The 14,000-nt window shown below is 55.4% G+C and carries 9 protein-coding genes and 5 pseudogenes; 7 read left to right on the top strand and 7 right to left on the bottom strand.

Going from position 1 to position 14,000, the window contains the following annotated elements:
• The 4 genes from ACELLULO517_RS27970 to ACELLULO517_RS27955 all read left to right on the top strand — a co-directional run.
• Nucleotides 1–671 (top strand): SDR family oxidoreductase (locus ACELLULO517_RS27970; protein WP_227310809.1); only part of this gene is annotated, 671 nt, incomplete at its 5' end.
• A 701-nt stretch (nt 672–1,372) separates the two neighbouring features.
• Nucleotides 1,373–1,597 carry a DUF2171 domain-containing protein gene (locus ACELLULO517_RS27965; RefSeq protein ID WP_227310808.1) on the top strand — a complete coding sequence of 75 codons (225 nt, stop codon included), beginning with the start codon at nt 1,373–1,375 and terminating at the stop codon, nt 1,595–1,597.
• 614 nt (nt 1,598–2,211) lie between these two features.
• A complete protein-coding gene (locus ACELLULO517_RS27960) occupies nt 2,212–4,551 on the top strand; it encodes an FdhF/YdeP family oxidoreductase (RefSeq protein ID WP_227310807.1) in 2,340 nt (779 codons plus the stop codon).
• A gap of 163 nt (nt 4,552–4,714) precedes the next feature.
• Nucleotides 4,715–5,536, top strand: coding sequence for an alpha/beta fold hydrolase (locus ACELLULO517_RS27955; protein ID WP_227310806.1), 822 nt, complete (start codon nt 4,715–4,717; stop codon nt 5,534–5,536).
• Nucleotides 5,537–5,851: 315 nt separating this feature from the next.
• Here the strand turns inward: ACELLULO517_RS27955 and ACELLULO517_RS27950 are convergent.
• Together ACELLULO517_RS27950 and ACELLULO517_RS27945 are read right to left on the bottom strand one after the other, a co-directional pair.
• Nucleotides 5,852–6,086: pseudogene (locus ACELLULO517_RS27950) on the bottom strand (DDE-type integrase/transposase/recombinase); the annotation flags it as partial.
• A 299-nt stretch (nt 6,087–6,385) separates the two neighbouring features.
• Nucleotides 6,386–7,155, bottom strand: a pseudogene (locus ACELLULO517_RS27945) (ISNCY family transposase); the annotation flags it as partial.
• On the opposite strand from ACELLULO517_RS27945, the pseudogene ACELLULO517_RS27940 reads away from it, so the two are divergent.
• Nucleotides 7,116–7,268: pseudogene (locus tag ACELLULO517_RS27940) on the top strand (IS30 family transposase); the annotation flags it as partial. The pseudogenes ACELLULO517_RS27945 and ACELLULO517_RS27940 sit on opposite strands and share 40 nt — an antisense overlap.
• A 61-nt stretch (nt 7,269–7,329) precedes the next feature.
• Here ACELLULO517_RS27940 and ACELLULO517_RS27935 read toward each other — a convergent pair.
• Nucleotides 7,330–7,947: pseudogene (locus ACELLULO517_RS27935) on the bottom strand (IS30 family transposase); the annotation flags it as partial.
• A 412-nt stretch (nt 7,948–8,359) separates the two neighbouring features.
• Here ACELLULO517_RS27935 and ACELLULO517_RS27930 point away from each other — a divergent pair.
• Nucleotides 8,360–8,950: pseudogene (locus tag ACELLULO517_RS27930) on the top strand (IS3 family transposase); the annotation flags it as partial.
• A gap of 23 nt (nt 8,951–8,973) precedes the next feature.
• On the opposite strand, the gene ACELLULO517_RS27925 reads toward ACELLULO517_RS27930, so the two are convergent.
• From ACELLULO517_RS27925 to ACELLULO517_RS27910, 4 genes are all read right to left on the bottom strand, one after another.
• On the bottom strand, nt 8,974–9,177 hold the full coding sequence (locus tag ACELLULO517_RS27925) for a DDE-type integrase/transposase/recombinase (RefSeq protein WP_406566305.1): 204 nt from the start codon (nt 9,175–9,177) through the stop codon (nt 8,974–8,976).
• 309 nt (nt 9,178–9,486) lie between these two features.
• Nucleotides 9,487–11,637: a xanthine dehydrogenase family protein molybdopterin-binding subunit gene (locus ACELLULO517_RS27920; protein ID WP_227310804.1), complete on the bottom strand. Its 2,151-nt coding sequence runs from the start codon at nt 11,635–11,637 to the stop codon at nt 9,487–9,489.
• A 58-nt stretch (nt 11,638–11,695) separates the two neighbouring features.
• On the bottom strand, nt 11,696–12,673 hold the full coding sequence (locus tag ACELLULO517_RS27915) for an FAD binding domain-containing protein (protein ID WP_227310803.1): 978 nt from the start codon (nt 12,671–12,673) through the stop codon (nt 11,696–11,698).
• Between the two features lies 1 nt (nt 12,674).
• Nucleotides 12,675–13,268 carry a (2Fe-2S)-binding protein gene (locus ACELLULO517_RS27910; protein ID WP_227310802.1) on the bottom strand — a complete coding sequence of 198 codons (594 nt, stop codon included), beginning with the start codon at nt 13,266–13,268 and terminating at the stop codon, nt 12,675–12,677.
• A 473-nt stretch (nt 13,269–13,741) separates the two neighbouring features.
• Between ACELLULO517_RS27910 and ACELLULO517_RS27905 the strand changes: the two genes are divergently transcribed.
• The coding region (locus ACELLULO517_RS27905; RefSeq protein WP_227310801.1) for a segregation/condensation protein A at nt 13,742–14,000 on the top strand (259 nt) is incomplete at its 3' end.

The raw sequence follows: 14,000 nt of genomic DNA, 5'->3' as shown, positions 1-14,000 counted from the left end.
GGCAAAGGCTCAGTTTGCTGTCATGTTCGGCGAACGCCTCAAACGGGCAGCCGCATAGCAATGTTCGACAGCACCGGCCAAACACGAAATTCCTGACACTCCCGGGTGATCTCAAGGATGAGGCTTTCTGCAAGACTTTAGTTCAGCAGTCCCATTCCGCCTTGAGCGGCATCGACATTCTGGTCAATGTCGCTGGTAAGCAAACGGCGGTCGAAGATATCGCCGATCTGACGACTGAACAGTTTGAAGCGACCTTCCGGACGAATGTTTTTGCCATGTTCTGGCTATGCAAAGCCGCTCTTCCGCACATGAAAGCGGGCGCTACTATCATCAACACGACGTCTATCCAAAGTTACAGTCCTTCGCCCATGCTGCTTGATTACGCGCCGACCAAGGCAGCCATAACGGCGTTCACTCATGCTCTGGCGAAACAGGTCGTTGGGAAAGGCATCCGGGTCAATGCCGTGGCGCCTGGCCCGGTTTGGACACCGCTGCAATCCTCGGGTGGTCAACCAGCCAAGAATATTCCGGATTTCGGGGATGAAGTTCCCATGAAACGGCCTGGCCAACCGGCCGAACTCGCACCCGTTTACGTTCTATTGGCCTCTCAGGAATCGAGCTACGTTACAGGCGAAGTTTACGGGGTCACCGGCGGAAATCCGATTTCCTAAGGTTGCAGCGGAGCTCTAATCGGAGCTCCGCATATACCGGAGCTAGCGATCCAATTTCTGGCGACCTAAGCCCGGGCTAGGCAAACCCGTGGTAGCAGAATTGGGGGCCGAAAACGCCCGGTAAATTGTGCCTCACTAACGGCATCCGAAGTGACACCAAAAGCAAATCTCCAAAATAGAGGGCTTTATTATGAAACTACGCAGCACGATTCAGCTTGGATTTGTATCCGTTGCTCTGGCGCTCGCCGGATGCGCCATGAATGATTCTTCCCATTTGGCATCGTCACACAAGGTAGGGGGTGCCTCCGGGAATATCGACCAATCCGGCGCAGGGGGCGCAGGAGATGCTGATGGACCAACGGGCGGCGCAGCCAGCCCCTAATGGAATTGATTAAGATTTCGCGGGTGACTGTGTAGTAGATCAGACCTTGATGTCAGATTCCCTGTTATCATGAGACAATGCCGCTAGTTTTTGAGCATCGTTCCCTTGTGATCAGTTTTTCCCACAGTGATCCAATCAGCGCGAACCAGAAAAACTTCTGTCGACTTGTGCACACGCACCAATCTTTGAAGTCTGATTATTAAAAGCAACTCAAATCTCGGACTTTGAAAGACCATATACGGTTGGCCTTGATCGCTAGCCGTCCTTCTTTTGGTTGCGGCGGTCGGTGTAATCTCGTCGATAAAAAAGGAAAACAGAAATGTTTGAAAAACTTCGCATTAAAGAGCACATGGAAATTTCTGGATCCGACGGTGAGCATGTCGGGACAGTCGACAAACTGGAAAATGATCAGATTAAACTCACGCGGACCGATTCTTCGGATCGGCAACATCATTTTCTTGCGTTTGATCTTGTCGATCGTGTCGAGGACAATCGCGTTTACCTCAAGGTTCCAAAGAGCGAAGCCATCGCGGCGCGCATCTAAAGAAGCCGATGGGTTGCCCGGATTTCCACTCGGGCAACCCGTATGCTTCCTCAAAGCCGACGGTCTCAGACGAGACAATGTCAGGGCCCAAATGTAAGACGTAAAGCGACTCACGAGGTTCCGATGTAATTGGGGAGACGTTTGCAGCTTCTACATTGGCTTGGCGCTTTTGTGCGGCCTCTCTTCTCACATTCTCGTCGATTGCGTTGAACCAGAGATTGCAGTTGGAACTGCGAATAGTCCCAGGACCGCCGAAAGGTGGATCAGTTCCGCAATGCTCGACGTGACTGAATCAAAAGATAACCAATGACAAAGCCAAGACCCGTGGCACCAAGCACAGCCGTTCTTGGATTAAGCTTTGTGAATTCTCCCAACTGATAGGCGCCATTTTCAAGTTTTGTAGAAAACCTGATTGCAGTTGGCATAAGCGACGGGCTTATCACATGGTGAGCACGCGCGAATGCCGTTTGAGTATTTGACACTTCACTCTCCTCAACGCATTTCTGCTTCTCACATATGGGCAAAGCTATGCGATTGGACAAGCACGTTCTCTTGTAGGGAGTGTCGGAAAATCCCATATTCCACCAGAAAATGGGCTGCAGGAGGACTGGATTTTGCAATCTGTCAAACACAAGCCCTATCGTGGTCCCTCGGGTGGCTGGGGTTCTGTGAAGTCTCTCGCTGACATCTTGCGTCGCGAAGGCGTTCCGCTTAGCGGTCCCCTTATTCTGGAGCGCCAGAACAAGGCTGATGGATTTCAGTGCATCAGTTGTGCGTGGCCCAAACCTGCCAAACCTTTGCCTTTTGAATTCTGTGAAAACGGCGCTAAGGCGACGGCTTGGGAAATTACGACCCATCGTGCCACTCCGGAATTCTTCGCCCGTCATTCGGTTGAAAAAATGCTGACATGGGCGGATTACGACCTCGAGCAGGCAGGACGCATCACCGAGCCGCTCCGCTACGACCAGGATAGTGACCGCTACGTGGCCGTATCTTGGACAGACGCATTCACGGAAATCGGCCGTCAACTCAAAGACATTGAGGATCGAAAGAAGGTTGTTTTTTACTCTTCGGGAAGAACGTCAAACGAGGCCAGTTATATCTACGGACTATTCGCCCGGCTCTTCGGCAATAACAACCTGCCCGACAGCTCAAACATGTGCCATGAAACAACATCGGTCGCCCTGCCTGAGAGCATCGGTGTTCCCGTCGGAACGACAATTCTCGAAGACTTTGCAAAATGCGATTGCCTGTTCTTCTTCGGCCAAAATGCAGGCAGCAATAGCCCGCGCATGCTTCATGCTTTGGAAGAGGCTAGCCAGCGTGGTGTTCCGATCATCACCTACAATCCCCTCAGGGAACGAGGATTGGAGCGCTTCACAAATCCTCAATCCCCAATGGAAATGCTCACCCTCGATGAAACCCGTATCAGCAGCCAATATCATCAGGTCAAGGCAGGAGGCGATCTCGCAGCATTGACGGGTATCTGCAAATGGCTGGTGAATATGGATGATGAGGCCCGCGCGGGTGGTGGGAGGCCGATCCTCGACCACGAGTTCATAAAAATTCACACCCATGGCTTCGAGACCTTTATCCAATGGTTAAGAAATGAGAGTTGGGAAAATCTAGAGCGCGAATCCGGCCTGACCCGTTCAGCCTTCGCCGCGACCGCGACCGTCTACGCCAACTCCTCCGCGGCCATGGGCATATACGGTATGGGTCTGACACAGCATCGGGCGGGCGTAGAAACCGTGCAGATGTTGGTCAATTTGCTTCTTCTGAAGGGCAATATTGGCAGGGAGGGTGCGGGAATTTGCCCTGTCAGGGGTCATTCGAATGTACAGGGCCAGCGCACCGTGGGGATTACGGAGAAGCCGGAGCTTTTGCCGCTCGATAATCTGCGGAAACAATATGGCTTCGAGCCTCCGCAGGAAAAAGGCTTGAATACCGTCGAGGCGGTTGAGGAACTTCTCGCCGAAAACCTAGCTGGGTTCATTGGGCTGGGCGGAAATTTTGCTCGGGCCATACCCGATCAAGGTCGGACCGACCCTTGTTGGCGTAAGCTCCAATTGACCGTGCACATCACGACGAAGCTCAATCGGTCGCATCTCTTGCCAGGTAGGGTTTCCTATCTCTTGCCGGTTCTCGGGCGCACGGAAATCGACAAACGTGCAAGTGGCCCTCAAGCCCTTTCAATGGAAGATAGCACGTCCTGCATCCACGGCTCGCGCGGTGTGCGGCCCGCCGCTAGTCGGCATTTAAGAAGCGAGGTCGAGGTTGTCGCGCGGATCGCTATGGCTACCCTCGACCCAAATCCTAAGGTGCCTTGGAAGGCCTGGATGGCCGATTATAGCACTATTCGTCGGTCAATCGGCGAAACCTATCCCGAGACGTTTTATGATTATGATCAACGCATGTGGGAGCCCGGGGGCTTTCATCGATCATTGCCCGCCCGTGAGCGTAAATGGAAAACCAAAACGGGGAAGGCCAACTTTATTACCCCGAAAGGTCTCGAAGAAGACAAGGACTTGCGCGAGATTGGTCCCGATGCTTTGCGACTGATTACGCTCCGGAGCAACGACCAGTTCAACACAACCATCTATGGCTATTCTGACAGGTTTCGCGGCATCAGCGGTAGCCGCATGGTTGTTTTCATGAACCGTGAAGATGTTGAGCGTCTTGGGCTTTCTGGCGGCGACGAAGTCACGCTCGTCACCCAGTCGAATGACGGACACCATCGGGAAGCGCCAGGATTCAAAATCATTCCTTATGGCATTCCCGTTGGATGTGTCGGAGCTTACTATCCAGAGACCAATTTGCTTTTGCCGATTGGCCATTATGCGGAAGGCAGTAAAACCCCTGCTGCCAAATCCATTCCCGTCACGATCCGGTCTATGGCTCCAACCATGCGGATCGAGCGCGCCGCGTCAGATATAAACCCCTCATCAGCTTGAAAACTTGCATGAGCTAGGTTGTCATCGGGTGCATCACTTCGGAGCGAGGGCCATCGGCCATGCTGGCTCGCATCCCCAAACTATAAGAATCGCCGATAATCGGCGGCTTAGAAACGGCGCGGTTCGCGAATCACGCGACGTCGCTTAGCCTTGGAGCGATACAATGCCCTTCGTTAAAACTCGCGACGGCGTGAATTTGCACGTCAAGGACACGGGCACAGGAAAGCCCATCGTCCTCATCCATGGATGGCCTTTGACGGGCGACATGTTTGAGTATCAGACTTTGGCATTGCTCGAAGCCGGTTACCGCGTCATTACCTATGACCGGCGCGGTTTCGGGCAATCTGGGCATCCTGTCGGCCCTTATAACTACGACACCTTTGCGGACGATCTCGCCGCTGTGCTTCATGAACAAAATGTCACTGGGGCCACATTGGTCGGCTTTTCGATGGGAGGCGGGGAAATTGCCCGTTATCTGCGGCGCCATGGGGCCGGACGTGTCGAGAAAGTCGCGCTTATTTCCTCAGTCGTTCCCTATCTTCTAAAGGACGATAGCAACCCTCAGGGCGTCGACGAATCTATCTTCGATGAGATGAAGGCGAATATCCGCCAGGACCGGTTCGAGTTTTTGCAGACATTTGCAAAGCAGTTTTACGGCATCGGCCTCGTGTCGCGGCCCGTGAGCGCCGCGCTGCTCGATTGGACATTTCAGCTTGCTGTTATGGCAAGCCCAAAGGCCACGCTCGAATGCGTGGATGCCTTTGGCAAAACGGATTTTCGGGCCGACATGGCATCATTTACTATGCCGACTCTTGTCATTCACGGGACGGGTGACAAGACAGTGCCGATTATTCCGAGCGGTCGTGCCGCTGCAGCGGCGATTCCCCACGCAGAATTTATCGAATATGAGGGCGAACCGCACGGGTTGTTTGCAACTGCGCCGGATCGGCTATCCGGCGATCTTCTCAATTTCATCGGGCTCTGAGCCAGCACCAAAGCTAATTCAAATCATTCACGGGAAAAACCGCGAAGGCGTTTTGTATAATGGATCGCAAGACGTCTCTGCCTTCATTGGACGAACCCCTGCGGCCCAAAAGCGATTCGACGTTCATGATGGCAGTGAGGTTGTTCGTAAAAGAGCGGCCTAAGATGAATGGAATTTCCCATTCGGAAGTGACTTGAAGCCCCGCACATTCCGCCCTGTTGGGGCAATTGGAGTTGACAATGCCGATCGTTAGAGCTGGCGATCTCGACATCGCCTACAACGTTGGAGGGCCTGTCGACGGCCCCATTGTGCTACTTATCCATGGTTGGCCAGACACACGGCCGGGTGTGAAGCCGCATAACCATCCAGGGTGATCGTGCGGCGCCGCGCCTTGCCCTTTGAGCGCCGTGCGGAAAACGCCTTGGCCGCCGCCACATTGCGCCTGCTGCTCAGTCGGAAATCAACCGTCCGCCCTTCGCGGTAAACGGCCCGATACAGATAAACCCACTCGCCCCGAACCTTGATAAGTCTCATCCATTCGCCATGACGCCCCAGCCGTTTGGCCAAAGCGGTTCCAGTGTCGCTCAAATTCCGGCACACAGTGACGCACCCAGCGCATGATCGTCGTGTGCGCCAACTTAAGACCGCGTTCCGCCATCATCTCGACCAGATCCCGGAAACTGAGCCTGAAGCGCAGATACCAGCGAGCGCAGAATGATGAGCTCGCGATCAACGTGTCGCCCGGAAAACAACGCATCCACGCCCAGAAACCTAGCCACCCGCTAGCCCTAAATCAATGCGCCCGCCCAAGCATGCCATACCAAGATATTTTTACACCATAGCCCACCAAATATTGTTCAACCGCGACAGGGTGATCTTGAGGGGCCGGTGGAGGTCGCCAGGCCGGGCAGGAGAGCAGGCAAACCGGCCGTTGAAGCGCGCCATGATATCTGGCAAATGCGCGTTGGCCGTAGCGATCGTCGTGATGCCCTCCAGCATCAACTCTTTGACCAATCGATCCTGCAGCGTGCGGTTAGCCCGTTCGACCCGGCCCTTGGCCTGGGATGAGTTGGCACAGAGGATCTCTATGTTCAGCTTCGCCAAGGCGCGGCCTAACTGCGTCATGCCTTGACCGCCAATCGCATCAGGTTTGGCAGTCCGGAACACCGTGTGCTTGTCCGAATAAAACCCACCGGGCAGCCATGCCGCGTCAGATAGCCCTCCAAAGCGCCAAAATAGCTGTGCGTGCTCTCGCTCGGCACGAACTGCAACTGCATCAGCTGCCCCGTCGCATCGTCGATAAAAACCAGCAATGTGCAGGTCGGATGATCCGACCCGAACCAGCGATGCTCGGACCCGTCGATCTGCACCAGCTCGCCGAAATGCTCCCGCCGCGGCCGCAACTGGTGAAAGCGCCGACGTTGAACCCGGGTCAGCCAAAGACCGGCCTCGCGCATCCAGGTGCGGAGCGTCTCGCGCGGGACATGCAGCCCATGGCGCTCGTGTAGCGCCTCAGAGGCCAATGTGGGCCCATAGCCGCCGTAATGCGCCTGCACGAGCGCCAAAACGCCGTCACGCTCGCGGATCCGAGTTTGCGTCTTATACCGTGTTGAACAAGCAGCTCGGCCTGACGAGCTACTTCTGCGCGCCCCAAGCGCCGTGGCAAAAAGGAACAGCTGAAAATACCAATGGCCGCCTGCGGCGTTTTCTGCCGCTCGATACAGACCTGGCTCGGAGATGCCGCTCATAATGCCCGCGGAGTGACGGCTTGGATTGCTCGCCAGGATTAGATAGCGGCTGGAGCGTTCAACCAAAGTTGTCAGTTTATGTTTGCCGAATTCCAGCCTGAAGCCGACCAAATCGCACTCCCAATGCCCGAAGCTGGTTCGTTGCCCAATCTCAGCCGGCCGGTGTTTGATTGTATTTTCATCCGGTATGTTCAAGCGTCTCGGCTTTCTGGCATAGCGAGCTCGGCGTCGCCGGCGACGTGAGGGTAAGAGGCGGTAAAGATCCGCTGCTCGACCCGCCGGCCCATAAACGTATTGATAGATTGTCTCGTGGCAGACTGTGCCAGAAACGCGGCCTTCCTGTCGCAGGCGTCCGGCGATCTGTTCTGGTGACCAAGCGTCCCGCAAGCGTGCGACGATACTAGCCGCCAGCATGTCATCTCGTTGCAGCTTGCTTAGGCGATACCGGCGCCCGGCGGCGGCGTTCTGAGCGACAGTCGGATAATAGCCGCTGATTTTGGGCGTCTCGACGTCCTTGTGCCAGTTGCGCTTCAACTCCCGATAGATCGTCGATGGATGAAACCCTAATCGCGACGCGATAGCCGAAGCCCCGAGCTTGGCTTCTCTCAGCCGAAATACGATCCGGCGGTCTTCCAGCGTGAGGTGACTGTAAACTGTTCCCATCGGGGCAGGCCTCCCAAGAGCGAAGTGACTGATAAGCCACAAAATTCGCACTTCGAGATAGAATCCACCGCCCACCGCATCGAATTGAAGGGCGAAAGTCTGCGTAAAAAGCGCACCGATGCTTGATCCGGAATACGCGATTATGAAATGACCAAATCGACCTGCCGAGACGATCTCAGGTGGCCGCTATCAAATCTGAATATCTGGCCGCGATCAGATTGGAATGGGTGGCCGCGATCATCGGAACCCGCAATGGTCCTCTGGTTCAGGTTGTGTCTCGACAACCCAACCCTTGCCCAAGATCATCGCGATGGCCACCAATCAGCCTGCCTGCGCCAGACACTTGGCGGTCGCTCCGGCAGGCTGATTAACCGCCTCCTACACGACGTCCCGGGACACGACCTATCCAGCAGCCAGGCCAAAGCGGCGCCGGTACGGCTCCTATCTGGGGGAGATCAGTCCGGCGCCCGAAAACCTCATCAATCGAGACTTCCTTGCAGCGGCACCGAACGAGAAGTGGCTGACCGACATTACCGAGTTCCAGATCCCGGCCGGGAAGGTATATCTTTCGCCCATTATCGACTGCTTTGACGGCCTAGTCATCAGCTGGTCCATTGGAGCCCATCCAGATGCTGAACTGGTTAATACGATGCTGGATGCAGCCATTGAGACGGTAATTGGCGGCAAAGCCCGACCCATCGTTCATTCAGATCGTCGGGCCCACTATCGCTGGCCCGGTTGGCTATCGAGGATCCGGGACGGGAAGTTGGTTCGCTCGATGTCTCGCAAGGGATGCTCACCTCACAATGCGGCATGCGAAGGCTTTTTCGGACGGCTGAAAACGGAACTGTTCTACCCGCGCGACTGGAAGACCACGACCATTGAGGAGATTATTCAGGTCGTTGATTCCTACATCCGCTCGTACAATCAGAAGCGGATCAAGATATCCCTTGGCTCTCTCAGCCCCATCGAATACCGAGAGAGCCTCGGACTTACGGCTTAACCGAGTCCAAGTTTTTGTTCGCATCACCCGGTCTGGCCAGACCTATCAACCGCCCAATAAAGATACACCCATTCGCTCCGGACCTTGATATAGGTTTCGTCGACGCGCCAGGACCGTCCAGCCTGAGTGGCGAAGCGCTGCGCGCGCCGGTCGAATTCGGGTGTATAACGGCGCACCCATCGCATGATGGTGGTATGCGCCATCGGTAGGCCGCGCTTTTCCATCATCTCTACCAAATCTCGGAAACCGAGCTTGAAACGTAGATGCCACCGTATACAAAGAATGATGATCTCACGATTAAAATGCCGGCCGGAAACCAAACATCCAAGACCAGCATCCGCATCCGACTGTTATTCTGCGAAATTACCACATCACTAAAACTTTGCTCCAGAGCCCTATCAAGCGACACGTAGGGTCACAGATTTGCTAAAGACTTCAATTGGTCGGGCTGCATGATTTGTCATAAATCATTAAGAAAAAAAACATTTTTATTTTGTTTTAGGCATGCCTTCATGCGGCCGCTTTTAAACCGCGTATCACGCCAGAAGCTGTTCGATACGAATTGGCAGATCACGGATCCGGGTGCCCGTTGCATGATATACGGCATTGGCGATGGCAGGTGCGGCGCCCACCATGGGGAGTTCTCCGATCCCTTTGGTCCCGAGAGGATTGCTTATGGGGTCGATGCTGTCGACGATGATCGTCTCGATCTCAGGGACGTCAGCATTAACCGCGACAAGATAGTCTGAGATATTGGCGTTGGTGATACGCCCCGTGTTGCGGTCGATACGGGTTTCTTCAAACAAAGCCATACCCATACCGTAAATGATGCCGCCGATGAGTTGGCTTCTTGCCGTTTTGGCGTTCAAAACCCGACCGCAATCGAAGGCGCCAACCCAGCGGCTAACGCGCACAATGCCGAGGTCGGGGTCAACGCGGACCTCAACGAATTGCGCACCGAAGGCGTGTTTAGAGTAATCGTTGGCATCCGGAGCCGGCTGCGCGCCGGCGGTCGCATTCAGCTGCTTAATTTTCGCGAGGGTGAATAGCTGGCCGATCCCGATACGGCCGGCCGGGCCGTCGACCGCACTATCGATCAGAGTCAGCACGTCTGGCGAAACGCTTTGCCATTGAAAACCACCATGGCTGATCGCCAGCGCAAAAAGCTGTGCTTTGACGCCTTGTGCCGCGGCCTGAACGGCAGGAACAACGCTCGCTGAGGTCATGGATCCGCCGGAGACTGGGGCAGGCGGCAGGCGGCTATCACCCAGCTGCGTGCGTACTTTGCCGAGGGGCAGCCCGAGCTCGTCCGCCGCGACTTGTGCCAGCGTCGTGTAGGTGCCGGTACCGATATCCTGCGTGCCAGATCGTACCAGCGCAGATCCATCCGCCGTCAGGTGGACGGAGGCAGACGCCGGCATGCGGTTCGTAGGGTAGCTCGAAGTCGCCATACCCATGCCAACCAGCATATGTCCGTCGCGCATGGATCGCGGCGCGGGATTACGCTTTTCCCAGCCGAAGGCAGCGGCACCCTGAGCATAACATTCACGAAGTGCCTTGCTTGCGAAGGGGAGATCAGCGGTCGGGTCACGCTCCGCGTAATTGCGAAGTCTGAAGTCGATCGGATCAATCTTGAGGGCGGCAGCCATTTCATCCATCGCAGATTCGATGGCGAAGGCACCAGAAGATTCGCCCGGACCTCGCATATAGGTCGGCAGCCCGTGATTGACCTGCACCAGCCGATGCGAGGTGCCAATGCTGGGAGCCGAGTAGAGCATGCGGGTGATAAGGGCCGAAGGTTCTGCGAATTCCCCAACCTCAGGCATTGATGTCTGGGTCTTAACGTCATGCCGCACCGAAAGCAGCCTGCCATCAGGATTAGCGGCTAGCTTGATCCGCTGTACTGTCCTTGGTCGGTAGCCGTTGGAGGTGAACATTTGTTCGCGCGTCACGACGAGCTTGACAGGCCGATTGACCTGACGCGTTGCCATGGCAGCCAGCACCGCCGGGGGCCAAGTATTACCCTTGCTGCCAAATCCTCCGCCAACGTAAGGGCATATCACTGTCACGTTCTGTGGCTTGAGACCGAATAACGATGAGAGGGCTTTTTGTGCCCCGCTAATGCCTTGGGTTGCTGTCCAGACAGTCAGCTGCTCGCCAGACCAGTGCGCGATGGTCGCGTGCGGTTCCATCGGATTGTGATGCTCAATCGGTGTTGTGTAAATCTGCTCGACGCGAAGCGTGCCGGACGGCAGGATCGGAGACGTTTCACCAATCTGACTGTCCGGCTTAGCACGACCGTTGGAGAAGTTTTTAGGGGTGACGGACTCAGAAAAGGCCTGGTCCATCGTGGTGACTGCCTTAGTAGCCCGATAGTGGACGCGAACGGCGGCCGCGGCGGCTGTCGCCCGCTCAAAGGTATCTGCCACAACAACGGCGACATGTTGCCCGTTGAATTTGATGTCTGCATTTTGCAGAAGGGGATAGGTGACCTTCTGTTGCGCAGGTTTCAAGTTATGAAGTTTCTCTGCATTGTCTGGCGTGATGATCACAAGAACGCCAGGCATTGCCTTTGCGGCAATAAGATCGAAGCCTAAGATCTTGCCTGCGGCAATCGTGCTTTGCACTAGCACGGCATGCGCCATGTCAGGCAATTCGAATTCTGCGGCGTATTTGGCACCTCCCATGACTTTCTCCTTGCCATCTAGCCGATCGACACCTTGTCCAACATACATGTTGCGGTCCTCAGGCGGAGATTGCTTGTAAGGCACGCACAACCGTCCTCTGCGCGAGCTTCACCTTGAAGGCGTTCATCTCTGTGGTCTGAGCGCCTTCTCCGATCCGGAGCGTGGCTAATTCAAATACGCGATCGCTCGGCTTTTGCCCGCACAGTGCAAGTTCCACCTGGTGTACCCGCCAGGGCATCGTGCCGACTCCCCCCAGGGCGACGCGCGCATTCTTTATCAAGCCATCTTCAATATCGAGCGCCACGGCTGCAGAAACGAGCGCGAAGGCGAAGCTTGTACGGTCGCGAACTTTTAGATACGTTGAGAGGCGACCGATCGCTTGGTCGGCCAAAATGACAGCTGTTATGATTTGGCCTGCCTCAAGGTTGCTCTCTATATGCGGTGTTGTCCCTGGCAATCGGTAGAACTTGGACAACGACATCCGGCGGGTTGTGCCCTCAGGCGTCAACAACTCTAACTCCGCATCAAGCGCCATCAGGGCTACCGGCAGATCAGAGGGATGCGTTGCAATGCAATGCGGACTTGTCCCGAGAATCGCAAGATCACGGCTGTCGCCGGGGATCGCTGGACAACCGCTGCCCGGTGCGCGCTTGTTGCAGGCGAAGCCTGTATCGCGGAAATATAGGCACCGTGTACGTTGTAACAAATTGCCGCCCATCGTGCCCATGTTACGGACCTGCGGTGAGGCCGACAATAAAAGAGCTCGAGAGATTGCGGGCCAATTCTGTCGCACTACCGGATGCGCTGCAACATCGGCCATCGTCGCCATGGCGCCCAGCCGCAGCACGCCATTTTCGCTCTTAATTTCAGATAAGCTAAGCTTTTCCAGATCGATGAGCTTGCTGGGTGTGATGACATTATTTTTCAACAGCTGCATCATGTCGGTGCCGCCTGCAATAAACGCAGTGTCAGAATTTTGACCCGCGGCTGCGGCAGCAGGAAGGTTACTTGGGCTGGTGATTGAGAAATTTTGCATCTCACCCTCCCTCAGTCACATTGCCCGACGCGTCTTGAACAGCGGCCACAATATTCGGATAGGCGCCGCAGCGACAGATGTTGCCGCTCATCCATTCGCGGATCTCGTCAGCTGAACTTGCGTGACCCTCCTGGATCAATGCCACGGCGGACATGATTTGGCCGGGTGTGCAATATCCACATTGGAATCCATCGTGATGCAGAAACGCAGCTTGAACCGGATGAAGATCGCCACCGTTCGAAAGACCCTCAATCGTGACGATTTTCTTGCTTTTGCAGCGGGCCGCTAGCGTCAGGCAGGACACAATGCGCCTACCATCAACATGAACAGTGCAGGCGCCACAGGCGCCGTGGTCACAGCCCTTTTTAGTGCCTGTCAGGCCAATTGTTTCGCGGAGCACGTCGAGAAGCGAAACTCTTGGTTCCAGAGTAACCCTAAACTGCTGCCCATTCACCTGAAGCGTGACATTCTGAAGACCCAAGCCCCCAGATACGGCATCAGGCTCAGAGATGTCTGCTCTCGACACTGTGGGTAAGGCTGCCAAGGTTGCAACAGTGCCGAGAATGGTCCGACGTGTGGTGTCCGGAAGGCTCATGTTGCTGTGCCAGATTTGTTGTAATTAAAACAGACGACGTTACAAACTAGATGCCGCATCATCATCCTACCAATCATGTTCAGGTGAACGATTGGATCTAATTGTAACGCTGATCGACGAAGTCTGACTCGCCTTCGTGAGGGCTGATGCTAGGTGTCGCCGAGATCTTCAAATTTCTGGCTGGATTTTTCTAGCATTGAATTTGCAACATTTACTATTTGCCCTGTGTCAAAGCGTCTTGTCAGAAAGATTAAAATCCGCGTCGTCATGCTAGGGACTCGCAGACCGCGCATTCTCCGCTGATCGCTCGTGTGCTCCAGCTCCTCCTGTGCTCCTGCGCATTAACCCCGAGCCCAAAATCCCGACTGAATTTCGACACTCCTTTGTAATACGAGGCCATTATCGATATGCCCAGCCAGGCACTTGAAGACAGTACCCCATGTTTGCCCACCCTTTGAGGGAGACCCGTTTACTTGCTCCTCGGTCTGGTCGAGCGGCAGCGGATCGACCTCGGCCGGATGTCGATGCTCCTTCTTGTCGAGCAGTTCCTGGCGGCGTTCGAGCAACTGCGGGATCGTGTCCCGATCGAGTGCCGGGCCGATTGGCTCGTCATGGCCACCCGCCTCGTCCTGCTCCGTTCGCGTTTGCTCTTCCCAGAGACCCCAGAGGCAGCCGTCGCCGCGGAGCAAGAGGCGGCGACAGATCTGCGGCGGCTCGACGAGTTGGTGGCGA

Origin of the sequence: Acidisoma cellulosilyticum, assembly GCF_020621385.1 — a bacterium.
Lineage (GTDB): Bacteria > Pseudomonadota > Alphaproteobacteria > Acetobacterales > Acetobacteraceae > Acidisoma > Acidisoma cellulosilyticum.
The sequence above is the reverse complement of the archived record's forward strand: the minus strand, read 5'-3'. Positions and strand labels throughout refer to the sequence as shown.